The following is an 11,469-nucleotide window of genomic DNA, read 5'->3' as shown; positions in this document are numbered from 1 at the left end:
GATGCGTTCCCGTATGCACCCAAGGTATTACCTGTGCTCCGAAGTATTTTCCCAGGAGCAGCAAAGAATCTTTCGAAAAACATGGCAATTTGCCGGACTCAAGACTTTGCTGCCCAAGAACAACTCGTACATCACACGAAAGATTGCAGGCCTACCTATAGTCATCCAAAATTTTCATGGGGAACTTCATGCATTCGAGAATGTTTGCCTGCATCGTAGTGCTGCCCTGCAGAAGGATGCCATCGGCTGCCGCCCGCTGATCTGCCCGTACCATGCGTGGAAATACAATGCGACGGGACAAGTCAGCAATATTCCACACTGTGATGCAATCTATCAGTTCGATGAAGCGCAAAAGCAGTCCCTGAAATTGCGCGAGTTCGCTTTACGCATCGTCGGTAATCTCATATTTGTCAACCTGGATCCGCAGCCCTACCCATTGGAAGAGCAGTTCTCAGCCGATTTTATAGAATCACTGGAAAGCAGTTCAAATTCCTATGACAACGAAGTCATGGTCACCACATGGAATTGCAATTTCAACTGGAAGTTGCCTTATGAGAATTTGCGCGATGCCAACCATGTCGCATACGTCCACCCTCGTAGCCTAGCCCCGGTTGTGAGTTTCGCAATCGATGTGGATTCGACTGCCGCGAAAGAGTCCGAGCAGCCACTATCGGACACCAGTCCCGAAGGGCTACGCCAAGAAATGCGTGGCTTTAGTTTGGGCGGCAAGCCAGAAGGGATAATCGAGAAGCTTTCACGCTTTGAATGGCATGGAAATGTAGACCGTTGGCACGCCTCGACACGATCGAAAGCAGACCCACGCACAGACGATGCATATTTCAACTGGCTTGCCTATCCCAACACCCATATCGCCAGTGGAGATGGTGGTCACACCTTCACGATCGAAAACCACACACCAATAGCGCCTGATCGCACGGATGTGGAGGTTTACTACTTCACCGCTCGGAAAAAGAATGCTTATGCGACCTCTGCTCAGGTTTTACTGGCCGCAATGCATGCTGGTCAGCGCATCCTGACAGAGGACTACGACATTCTTGAGCAACTGCAATCGACGCTGCACATGGATGCCCCGGTGCCAACTCAAGGTGCTTATGAATCAACCAATCAACAGATTGAGCGCTGGTACACCACCCTAATGGAAGACAGTCATGAACTGTAAATGGATTATTGGCCTCGATAGCTCCTTCCTTGATATTGCCCACGATGCCTGGAGTCGAGCGCATCCTGAGCTGCTTATCAAGAGAATAATCATACCTCAGGACTCTCAATACAGATTTGATCTGGAATCACTTAAAGATCTTCCAGAAAATGATGGCACTGCTTTTGTCGCGATTGACGAAAGATTTGGTAATTTCAAGAGAGCCGAGCTGATGCAGGCGGTCATGAATCACCGCATCAAACTGGCAAGCTTCATCAGCCCCAGAGCGGCCGTGGCGGGCAATGTTCAAGTGGGGCCCAATACTTTTATCGGCGATAACGCTGTCGTTGGTCTGGGCAGTCGAATAGGCTACAACAGTGTCCTGCTTCCAGGCTCTCGGGTTGGTGCAGGCGTCCAAATCCGCAACTCCTGCTGGATAGAAGGCGCTGCGGTGATTGGCGATGCAGCTCAGATCGGCGGGTTCTGCATTTTGCGAAATGGGGCAGTTGTTGCCCCACGCATAGAGATCGGACAAGGCTGTGAATTAGGCTGGCCACAGCACTACAACAAGGATATACGGGCAAAGACTTTTTTTGACCCCCGCTATTCTTCACCGATTTACACATATGGTAGGTGACGCCTCTCTTCACCCACACATCACTTAAGGGATTCTATGATTTACGGACTCATCCCAATTGGAGGGCAAGGCACAAGACTTGGGCTGCCGTTCTCCAAAGAAATGCTCCCCCAGAAGAACTACGGGTTCTACAATCCTGTATCCAATCATTTGGTTCAAAAAATGCTTTTCGCTGGAGCAGAAAAGATTTTCTTTATCCATGGAAAAAATACCAAGCAAGATGTTTCCGAATTTTATTCGGACGCCCAAAAATTCGTCCACATAGAGCAAAAGGAACTTGGATTCGCTCAGATTCTCCGGGATTTTTATCTGAATTCCAACATCAACGACAAAGATCAATGTCTTTTCGGCCTTCCAGACAGTATCTTTGATGGAAATCCATTTATGGAGATGCTCGGAAACTCCGGCATTTGCGCAGGACTTTTCACAACATCCAATAGCACCAGAGTTGATAGATTGACATTATGCGGAAATCGCTTTGAGGTAAAATCCGCGAAAACTGAAAACAACTCAGAAAGATTCTGGGGAATCATAAAATTTGACGGACGCAATCTTCGAAAATTCCACGAAGAGGACGTCTTCAGCAAAACAAAAGAGATTGGAGACATCCTAAATATATATGGATTCAACAAGTCCCACGGCAACAACTATATTGATATAGGAACTTGGGAAAATTACAACAAATACATCTCAAAAACCGGAATTTCCCCTGACACAGAAATTGAGAAAAAATATCTTGCAAATGAAGTTAGCGAGCAAGAATTCATAAAACTTTTTTCTGAAAACTCTGATTTCTCCTATGAATGCGTCAATTCTTCCGACTACTACTTCACTCCGGAAAACAAAAAGATCGAGTTCATTCGTTATAGAGAACAGCCTTCAGGCGCAACATTCCCATCCGATATCACCGTCAAGGATTCGAATGCAAATTCCCTGAATCGCTTTGAGCTGACTATTCCTCTCGCACACGAAGCCAAGACGCAATCGGTACTCACATTATTGAATCTTTTATCATCCCAGTTTGATTTCAAGATTCATAAAGATTGTCATATATTCACTTCCAACGAGGCAGTTGTTGTACTTTACAGCTTCACAGTTCGAGAAAGTGTAATTAAACTCATTGAAATTGAACTACTCCAGGCAGATTTCAACATTCTTGCGAAGTTCGAAAGCAAGCTTTCTCTTCTTGAGGGATTCGATGTCGCCAATCATGTCAACAAATCAAAATATCGGATGATCAAGGAATTACTCCATGACGCCCCACATTGAAGCCCAGCCCGGCGCCTACGCAGAAACGGTGCTAATGCCCGGCGATCCTCTGAGAGCGGCATTTATTGCAGAAAATTTCCTCAAAAAAGCAGAGCAGGTCAATAGCATTCGCAACTGCCTCGGATTTACTGGTTATTACAAAAATCAGCGTATTTCCGTTCAGGCATCCGGCATGGGCCAACCCAGCTTGGGAATTTATGCAACAGAGCTTTTCGATATTTATGGCGTGCAGCGCATCATCCGTATCGGCACCTGCGGTAGTTTCCAGGATCATGTACAGCTTGGCGATCTGGTCATTCCACTAACCGCATCAAGCGACAGCCAACTGGGCAAAAACCGTGCGGATGGAGCTCACTTATCTTCCTGCTGTAGTTATGACCTACTAGAAAAAGTAATGCACACGGCAAAAGGTTATCCTCACAAAGTACACGTAGGATCCTTCTTCGCTTCCGATAATTTCTACGATGACAGAACCAATTGGTGGCATGCCTACCGGGACGCCGGTGTACTTGGCGTGGATATGGAGACCTATTATCTATATCTGCTTGCCATGCTTCGCAAGAGGCAGGCTTTGACCATCAACATGGTTTCCGATAATTTCAATTCCAAGGAAACCCTCAATCCTAAGGCACGGGTCGAACTATCTGGCAAGTCAGTTCAAATTCTACTTGATGCCCTTTGCACAGAATCTCTATAAAATTCATCATGGCAATTATTCACGGCGGGCTATCGCGGATATCTATCAGATATCCCTCTCTTGATCTAAAAGGAATAAAATTTATCGGTTGGGGCGCCGGCCAGTTTTTTAAGAACTTCTATCAGTTGGTAGGTATCGATGTATCCTACACTATTTGCCCCTACTTAGAAAATCAGGGCAAGATAATTAACGGCATCGAAGTCAGATCACCTGATGCTCTAGCCAATGAAGATCCGGAAAAAATATTCATCCTCATCTTCTCCGGATCATGCGTAGAGATCACACACCAAATCAATAGCCTTGGAAAATTCAAAAGCATACAAGCACTTGAATATGGGACCCGTAGTCACGATATTCTTCAGGAATTGGGATATCTGCAGAAAAATATCGATTACCCACCCCCTCCCAAGCAGCGTTTCTCGGATATAGGCTTTTTTACCCAAGGACCAATTCTCCCGTTTACAGAGTTAGCCCTTGCCTATCAGCGCTATAGATACCCCAATGACTACCACTGTCTGGTGACTGACACTGGTCAGTCACCAGAGATATTGGGCCGTTGCGCCAGATGGGTAGATGACATTATAGAAGTCGATGCACCAAAAACCCCCGGGCCTTTGCGGCGAAACTATATGATTCGGACCGCCAAAGCTGGCGCAGAAATAATACACCGCAAAGGATTTAGATATTCCATTCGAGTCAGAAGTGGAAATATCATTCTCGGCGATGTTAGACGATATATAAGCGCGTCCTTCGGAATTCAGGGAAATTACCAAGCAGGCAAGATTGGATTCCATATGGGCTGGACCATGAGGAATATGCCATTTCAAATATCAGAGGCATTCATGGTCTCTCGCTCGGAGGACATGCTGGCTCTCTGGAGCATTCCTGAAGACAATCGCCCAAGCGACGATCCGAGCTTGCATGTATCTCCGGATATGCATTACTCCCAATTCGTCCGACTCTCAAATGAGAATTACGTTTGGTCAAGCTATGCAGCAATTCTGGGAATCCCAAACTCCACATTGGAAGACTCTCTCAATTTCATGAGAGCGAAGTTGATTCCTTTGGAGCCAGAACTTGAGACCTTCTCACTTAAATACATCTCGCTTTTCAGCATGGAGTACGACAATAATGCCATTCCAGATAAGCAGTGGTGGAACAACCTCATAAATAACTTTGATCATGAGCTGGACCGTAGTCTCGCAATCTTTGGTTCTCGCTCCACGATAGGCGACCATTTCACCAGGAAGATCGGATAGCTCCAGGCGAGGAATTGAGCCAAGCCTCGATTTTTCAAATCAAATTAACTTGTAGCAAACGTTTGCGCCACTGCATCCCTGATGGTGCTACGTTGCTGCAGTGTCATCCCCAGAAAAAAAGGAAGTCCCAACAGAGTTCTGCCCAACGCCTTGGCATTTGGAGCCTCGAGCACATGGCAATGATTTCGCAGTGCAGGCATATCTTGGAGTAGCGGTTGATACCAACGGCGTGTGACGATCCTACCTTTTTCACAAGTTTGTTCCAGACGCTGACGGGCAGACTCATCGGGCAATTGCACAGACATCAAGGTAGGCGCCACTCTGGGACCTCCATTGCCCTGAGCTTGAAACAGCAGACGGTATCCGCTCGCGCAATTCAACTCCTCAAGCAACTCAGCATGCAACCGCTGCCTTTCTTTTGCATGGTCATCCCATGTCTTCAAAGAAGCCAAAGCAATAGCTGCGTGATATTCGCTCATCTTGGCATTCGTTCCCATGCCAGCCAGTGCACCCACGGGCAATTTAGCGTGAGGATCCAAGTTGATGCCAAAGTTTGAAAGCTGACGCACTTTCGCGCTCAGTTGTGGGCGCGATGAAACAATGAGTCCACCCTCGCCGGCAGGCAGGCTCTTGGTTGTATGCATGCTGAATACCAGTGTTCCCTCCCCGCCGTCCAGCCATTGGCTACCGTAAGCGGCAGCAGCGTCGATGACTACAGGAATACCGGTTTCCAACTCGAACTGATGCCAAGCCCTCATGTCATGCGGTGTTCCGAAGGTCGCAACCGGCATAACAGCATCTATGCGGGTCGTTGCACAAACGGATCGTGCGATTTCCGGTGTCAGCATCCAATGCATCGCGTCTACGTCGGCAAGCACAGGCACATTGCCGGAACGCACAACGGCGGTAGCGCTGGCCACAAATGTGAAAGCCGGTAGCAGCACTCGGGATCCTTGGGATAAATCCAGTGCTTGCAAGACCAGCTCCAGCCCCTGAGTGGCATTGGAAACAGTTGTCAGTTGCTCCTGTGGAATATCAAAGACATTGGCAAAAGTGCTCTCTAACTCTTTAACCAATGGACCGAAATTGGAGTACTGCCGAGCAGAGTGCATGCGTTCAAGCCAGTATTGCAACGCCTGTGGGGCAGGCATATCAGGCACAAGCAACGGCACCCAGTCCGGCAGCTCAGAAGACAAGGCGTGATTCATGCCGCCGCCTTTGCACAGGCAGCGGCCAACAGGGGCTCCAACTCTTCTCCGACACTCAGCGTTTTTTGGTCACCACGCAACCAGTTAAGCCACATGAATCGATATGCCCGCTCAAGCTCGGCTGTACGGTTCCGATAGTCCATCAGCACACAATCGAGCATGCATGCCCGTACCTTTTGGCGTCGCTCGGCCAAAAGATCAGGGCTATTCATCAATCGCAGTGCGGTACTGACATAACCATCTATATCAAGCGAGACTTCGTCGTTGAATCCCAAGGTCTGCAACGTCCGCGCGGTGGATACATCTCCGCCGCGCTCACCGTCCAAGGCCACGATCGGCAACCCCATCCACAAAGCATGCAATGTGGTTGTGCCACCAGATATAGGAGAGGTGTCCAGTGCGATATCTGCGATATGTCCCAACTCCATAAACCTTTCCAACGGCTGTTGATGCAGAACGCTGACCCGATCTAGGGGCATGCCTGCCAGTTGTACACGCGGCTGCATATGGGCTTGAGCCGCATCGGCGTCCTGCTCTTTCACCATGATGATCAGGTGTGCGTCCTGACGCGCATGAAGAATACTGGCCCAAACCGCAAGCATTTCATCGGTCAGCTTGGCTGAATTGTTCAGCGAGATGAGGGTCGGATGACCATTGCGCAGCATGGGAGGCTCTTCGCACAACGGTGAATCCTCTGGCGGTGCGTAGCTAGCCATGTAGTGCAGTTGGAACAGGTTTTCAGAGTAATACGGCGCATGGCTGGGCGGTGCAATACCGCCATCCACCAACCGGTAATCCATGGCCTTCATCCCCAGCGTATGCATATAGCCCAGCCAGGTCACCTGCACGGGCGCGGCGCGGCGGGCGAAGACTTCCAGGCGGTGGCCCAGGGTGAAGCCGGACAGGTCCACCAGCACATCGATGCCGTCGGCGCGGATCTGTTCGTAGAGCTGGTCGTCGGTCTGCTCGACCACATCGTGCCAGTGCGGCACCAGGGCGCGCAGCTTTGCGGTCATCGCGTCGGGGCGGCCGCTGGAGTAGACGTGGATCTCGACGTTGTCCGGGTTGTGGTGCTCCAGCACGGGCCGCATGAAGAAGGCCACCGAGTGCTGGCGGAAGTCGGCCGTGACATAGCCGACCTTGAGCTTCTTGCGCGGGTTGCGATCGCGCGGGGGGAAGGGCTTGGCGTTGCGGGTCAGCGGGTCGGCGAAGCGCCGGCCCCAGTCGCGCGCCACTTCCAGGGATTTGAGCGGGTCGCTGCTGGTGTGCGAGTGGATGTAGGCCCGCGTCATCCAGTGCGTGTTCTCGTTCTTGGCGTGGCGGCAGGCGTCGTCGATCAGGTCGCAGGCCTCCTGCCTGCGGCCCGTGCTGAATAGGGCCAGGGCCAGCAGGCGCTGGGCGTTGGGCATGCGCGGCTCGATCTCCAGCGCCATCTGCAAGGCGTCCATGGCCTGGGGCCAGATGCTCATGCGCACGTAGACAAAGCCGATGTGCAGCCAGACCTTGGAGTTGCGCGGCTCCCGGGCCACCAGCTGCGCCAGCTCCGACAGGGCTTCGAGGAACTGCGCGCGATCGACCATGGCGCGGATGCGGGTCAGCTCGCTGTCGATGCTGGGCGGCTGCGCAGGGGCTGCAAAAGCGTTGGCAAGGGGTGAAGATGGCATGGCGGTGGAGCAGAGGAAGTATCAGGCCGGCCCGCGGTCGGCACGCTTGTGCGCGCGGTGACACAAAGAATAAAACTGTGCCGACTATCCTCGCATGCGCGCCGCGCGATCCACCGTTAAGCGCCCGCCTTGCAAGATTCAAACAGGCACCGATTTGCCGGCCTTTTCAGGCTTTTGGCGCGCAGCGGCGCGTTTACACCTTCATCTCAGGGCTCTCAAGTATGGATGCCTGCGGCCGATAGCTTGACAAGCCATGGGTTCGTCGATGGCCGCCACCCCGCCACGGCCCAGTGTCAAAACAAGCGCGCATTTCCAAGCCAGTTCCGACTTTTCCATCGGGACACCTCTGACAGAATCCACTCCCATGCTTGTCATCATCGGATACATCGTCGCCTTCGGTTGCATCTTCGGCACCTATGTGCTGCACGGGGGCAACGTCCAGGTCATTCTCAAGGCACTGCCTTTTGAAATGATCACCATTGGCGGCGGCGCCATCGGCGCCTTCATCGTGTGCAACCAGCCCAAGGTGCTCAAGGCCACGGCCAAGGCCATCCCTGGCGTGATGAAGAGTTCGCGCTACACCAAGGCCCGCTTCATGGAGCTGATGGCCCTGCTGTACGAGATTCTGCAAAAGGCCCGCAAGGAAGGCCTGATGTCCATCGAAGGCGATGTGGAGGCACCCAACGAGTCGCCCATCTTCACCAAGTATCCCGAGCTGCTGGCGGACCACCATGTGGTGGAGTTCCTGACCGACTATCTGCGCATGATGGTGTCGGGCAATCTCAATTCCCACGAGATCGAGTCGCTGATGGACAGCGAGATCGAGGCCCACCACGCCGAGGCCCATGCCCCCGTCAACGCACTGACCCGCCTGGCCGGCGCCCTGCCTGCCTTCGGGATCATTGCGGCCGTGCTGGGCGTGGTGAACACCATGGGCTCGGTGGGCCAGCCTCCTTCGGTGCTGGGCGGCATGATCGCCTCGGCCCTGGTCGGTACCTTCCTGGGCATCTTGCTGGCCTATGCGCTGGTGGAGCCCATGGCCGGCCTGGTGGAGCAGCGCGCCCAGGACGCCGCCAAGGAACTGGAGTGCATCAAGACCACCTTGCTGGCCAGCATGCAGGGCTACAACCCCGCCACCGCCATCGAGTTCGGCCGCAAGGTGCTGTTCTCTACCGAACGCCCCGGTTTCCTGGAACTGGAAACCCACGTCAAGGGCAAGAAGTAATCCTGCACCCAGCAGCGTCAAGCCATGGCAGAGAAAAAGTTACAGCCGATCATCATCAAGCGCGTCAAGAAGACTGCGCATGCGCCCCACGGCGGCGCCTGGAAGATCGCCTATGCCGACTTCGTGACCGCGATGATGGCCTTCTTCCTGCTGATGTGGCTGCTGGGCTCCACGGCCAAGGGCGAGCTGCAGGGCATCGCGGCGTATTTTTCCTCGCCGCTGAAGGTGGCGATGGCCGGCGGCGACGGTGCAGGCAACAGCTCCAGCGTGATTCCCGGCGGCGGCAACGACCTGGCCAAGGTGCACGGCCAGGTACGGCGCTCCGAGGCGGCCGACAGCTCCAACCGGCGCACCAGCGTCGATTCGGGCCGCGCCGATCAGGCCCAGGTGGACTCCAACCGCATCAAGGCGCTCAAGGCCAAGGTGGACGCGATGATTACCAGCAATGCGCGCCTGAACGAATTCCGTTCGCAGATCCGCACCGACGTGACGCCCGACGGCCTGCAGATCCAGATCGTGGACGAGCAAAACCGCCCCATGTTCGACAGCGGCAGCGCCCTGGTCAAACCGTATATGCGCGACATCCTGCGCGAGGTGGGCGCGGCGCTGGCAGGCGCGGAAAACCGCATCAGCCTGTCCGGCCACACCGACGCGGCCCCTTACGGCAATGCCGACCGCGGCTACAGCAACTGGGAGCTGTCGGCCGACCGCGCCAACGCCTCGCGCCGCGAGCTGGTGGCCGCCGGCATGCCCCTGAACCAGCTGGCACGCATCACGGGCCTGGCCAGCAGCGACCTGCTGCTGCCCGACGATCCGCGCGCGCCCCAGAACCGGCGCATCACCATCACCGTGCTCACGCAGGAGGCCGAAAAGCGCCTGCTGGGCCACCGTGGGCCCGTGACGCGCAACGCTTTGCCGCCGTCATTGGCCGGCGGCAGCGGCGGCACCGCGAATGCAGCCACAGCCGAAGCCACGGCCGGCGAGACTGCCGCGCAGCCCGCTGCCGCCGCGCCCGCAGCCGCAGCCGCCCCTTCGGCGCCCGCGTCACCTGATCGTGTAACAAATTAAGGTTTGAGCCCGATGCTGCCGAAAAGCAGGAAAATTCCCACATTGCGCCAAGAAGGTTTCATATTGTTACCATCGCGGCGGATTCTTACCAGTACCGAGCACCTACCGACCGAAAGGGCCTCACGTGGCTAATGCCCTGCGTTTTTTGATCGTTGACGACTTCTCCACCATGCGGCGCATCGTGCGCAATCTGCTCAAGGAGAGCGGCTTTCCCGAAGCCGATGAAGCCGAAGACGGCGTCGTGGCACTGCACAAGCTGCGCAACAGCAAGTTCGATTTCGTGGTGACGGACATCAACATGCCGAACATGAACGGCTTCCAGCTGCTCACCGAAATCAAGCAGGACGACAAACTCAAGCACCTTCCCGTGCTGATGGTGACGGCCGAGGCCCGCAAGGAGGACATCGTGGCAGCGGCCCAGGGCGGTGCGGCAGGCTACATCGTCAAGCCCTTCACCAAGGCCACGCTGGAAGAGAAAGTCAACCTGATCCTCAAAAAGCTGGGCCTGTAGGGCGCGCGCCATGAGCAACCCGGATGTCCCCGACAGCGTCCACTACAAGGTAGGCGTTCTCACGCGCCAGCTGCATGACTCGCTCAACGAGCTGGGCTATGCGGACCGATTGCGCGGCAGCATGGGAGAGCTGCCGGATGCGCAAAGCCGCCTTTCCTACATTGCGCGGCTGACCGGAGAGGCCGCCGAGAAGGTCCTCAACCGTGTCGAGCTGGCCAAGAGCCAGCAGGACCGGCTGGCCGAGCGCGTGCGCGCCATGCGCGCGCAGCTGGTCGAGGATCCCGTGGCGGCCGTGGCCAAGGGCCGGGTGATGAACTTCCTCGAAGAGGTCGAGCAGGACACGCAGCAGGCCGATGAGCACCTCACCGAGATCATGATGTCCCAGGACTTCCACGATCTCACGGGCCAGGTCATCGCCCGCGTGGTGTCGCTGGCTGCCGACCTGGAGGACCAGCTGGTGCAGCTACTCATCCAGACCTCGCCCAACCCGCAGCAGACGGCGCTGGAGCCGCTGGAAAAGCCCAAGGAGCACCTGGCCGGCCCCGTGGTCGATCCCGAGAAGACACCCGATGTGGTGACTTCACAGTCCCAGGTGGACGATCTGCTGGCCAGCCTGGGGTTCTGACACACCCCGAGGCGCCATGCGCATTTGCATTTGCATTTGCATTTGCACGGCAACCCTTCCCGCTGCGGGGCAAGGGTTTGCCGGCGTGCCGCTGCCTGCCGCGCCACACCCCAGACAGCGCATAAGCGCCGCTTGAGCCCTGCTTAT

At 54.7% G+C, this 11,469-nt stretch carries 11 protein-coding genes; 9 read left to right on the top strand and 2 right to left on the bottom strand.

Translation table 11 applies throughout. The features are described 5' to 3' along the window. The first annotated feature begins 1 nt into the window (after position 1). The 5 genes from G4D77_RS19290 to G4D77_RS19270 are packed head-to-tail and all read left to right on the top strand — an operon-like array spanning position 2 to position 5,021. Positions 2-1,180: an aromatic ring-hydroxylating oxygenase subunit alpha gene (locus G4D77_RS19290; RefSeq protein WP_016454343.1), complete on the top strand. Its 1,179-nt coding sequence runs from the start codon at positions 2-4 to the stop codon at positions 1,178-1,180. Continuing rightward, the gene (locus tag G4D77_RS19285) at positions 1,170-1,796 is read left to right on the top strand and encodes an LbetaH domain-containing protein (protein ID WP_151019347.1); all 627 of its coding nucleotides are present in this window, start codon (positions 1,170-1,172) and stop codon (positions 1,794-1,796) included. The genes G4D77_RS19290 and G4D77_RS19285 overlap by 11 nt, the downstream gene beginning before the upstream one ends. Before the next feature lie 36 nt (positions 1,797-1,832). Then, complete coding sequence (locus G4D77_RS19280; protein ID WP_016454345.1) at positions 1,833-3,065, top strand: hypothetical protein; 1,233 nt, start codon at positions 1,833-1,835, stop codon at positions 3,063-3,065. Then, positions 3,049-3,762: a purine-nucleoside phosphorylase gene (gene deoD / locus G4D77_RS19275; RefSeq protein ID WP_016454346.1), complete on the top strand. Its 714-nt coding sequence runs from the start codon at positions 3,049-3,051 to the stop codon at positions 3,760-3,762. Before G4D77_RS19280 ends, deoD begins: the two co-directional genes overlap by 17 nt. An 8-nt stretch (positions 3,763-3,770) precedes the next feature. Next, positions 3,771-5,021, top strand: a complete 1,251-nt coding sequence (locus G4D77_RS19270; RefSeq protein WP_016454347.1) for a hypothetical protein — start codon at positions 3,771-3,773, stop codon at positions 5,019-5,021. A gap of 44 nt (positions 5,022-5,065) precedes the next feature. On the opposite strand, the gene G4D77_RS19265 is transcribed toward G4D77_RS19270, so the two are convergent. Then, positions 5,066-6,229, bottom strand: coding sequence for a DegT/DnrJ/EryC1/StrS family aminotransferase (locus G4D77_RS19265; RefSeq protein ID WP_016454348.1), 1,164 nt, complete (start codon positions 6,227-6,229; stop codon positions 5,066-5,068). After that, positions 6,226-7,893 (bottom strand): O-linked N-acetylglucosamine transferase, SPINDLY family protein, encoded by a 1,668-nt coding sequence (locus tag G4D77_RS19260; RefSeq protein WP_154833313.1) that lies wholly within the window; start codon positions 7,891-7,893, stop codon positions 6,226-6,228. Before G4D77_RS19260 ends, G4D77_RS19265 begins: the two co-directional genes overlap by 4 nt. A 364-nt stretch (positions 7,894-8,257) precedes the next feature. Between G4D77_RS19260 and motA the strand changes: the two genes are divergently transcribed. The 4 genes from motA to G4D77_RS19240 all read left to right on the top strand — a co-directional run bounded on the left by motA (position 8,258) and on the right by G4D77_RS19240 (position 11,322). Next, a complete protein-coding gene (motA, locus tag G4D77_RS19255) occupies positions 8,258-9,118 on the top strand; it encodes a flagellar motor stator protein MotA (protein ID WP_016449292.1) in 861 nt (286 codons plus the stop codon). Positions 9,119-9,142: 24 nt separating this feature from the next. Continuing rightward, a complete protein-coding gene (gene motB / locus G4D77_RS19250; protein ID WP_016449291.1) occupies positions 9,143-10,186 on the top strand; it encodes a flagellar motor protein MotB in 1,044 nt (347 codons plus the stop codon). 124 nt (positions 10,187-10,310) lie between these two features. Continuing rightward, positions 10,311-10,697: a chemotaxis response regulator CheY gene (gene cheY / locus G4D77_RS19245; RefSeq protein WP_012202534.1), complete on the top strand. Its 387-nt coding sequence runs from the start codon at positions 10,311-10,313 to the stop codon at positions 10,695-10,697. A 10-nt stretch (positions 10,698-10,707) separates the two neighbouring features. Further along, positions 10,708-11,322 carry a protein phosphatase CheZ gene (locus G4D77_RS19240; RefSeq protein ID WP_016449290.1) on the top strand — a complete coding sequence of 205 codons (615 nt, stop codon included), beginning with the start codon at positions 10,708-10,710 and terminating at the stop codon, positions 11,320-11,322. Positions 11,323-11,469: the final 147 nt, after the last annotated feature.

It is taken from the genome of Delftia sp. WY8, from assembly GCF_018437695.1.
Classification (GTDB): domain Bacteria; phylum Pseudomonadota; class Gammaproteobacteria; order Burkholderiales; family Burkholderiaceae_C; genus Comamonas; species Comamonas tsuruhatensis.
Note: the sequence above shows the minus strand (reverse complement) of the source record. Positions and strands in the feature narration are given on the sequence as shown.

Excerpts from the sequence above, each read along its gene's own strand:
- G4D77_RS19290 (WP_016454343.1), top strand. The coding sequence starts at position 2 with ATGCGTTCCCGTATGCACCCAAGGTATTACCTGTGCTCCGAAGTATTT.
- G4D77_RS19285 (WP_151019347.1), top strand. The coding sequence starts at position 1,170 with ATGAACTGTAAATGGATTATTGGCCTCGATAGCTCCTTCCTTGATATT.
- G4D77_RS19280 (WP_016454345.1), top strand. The coding sequence starts at position 1,833 with ATGATTTACGGACTCATCCCAATTGGAGGGCAAGGCACAAGACTTGGG.
- deoD (WP_016454346.1), top strand. The coding sequence starts at position 3,049 with ATGACGCCCCACATTGAAGCCCAGCCCGGCGCCTACGCAGAAACGGTG.
- G4D77_RS19270 (WP_016454347.1), top strand. The coding sequence starts at position 3,771 with ATGGCAATTATTCACGGCGGGCTATCGCGGATATCTATCAGATATCCC.
- G4D77_RS19265 (WP_016454348.1), bottom strand. The coding sequence starts at position 6,229 with ATGAATCACGCCTTGTCTTCTGAGCTGCCGGACTGGGTGCCGTTGCTT.
- G4D77_RS19260 (WP_154833313.1), bottom strand. The coding sequence starts at position 7,893 with ATGCCATCTTCACCCCTTGCCAACGCTTTTGCAGCCCCTGCGCAGCCG.
- motA (WP_016449292.1), top strand. The coding sequence starts at position 8,258 with ATGCTTGTCATCATCGGATACATCGTCGCCTTCGGTTGCATCTTCGGC.
- motB (WP_016449291.1), top strand. The coding sequence starts at position 9,143 with ATGGCAGAGAAAAAGTTACAGCCGATCATCATCAAGCGCGTCAAGAAG.
- G4D77_RS19240 (WP_016449290.1), top strand. The coding sequence starts at position 10,708 with ATGAGCAACCCGGATGTCCCCGACAGCGTCCACTACAAGGTAGGCGTT.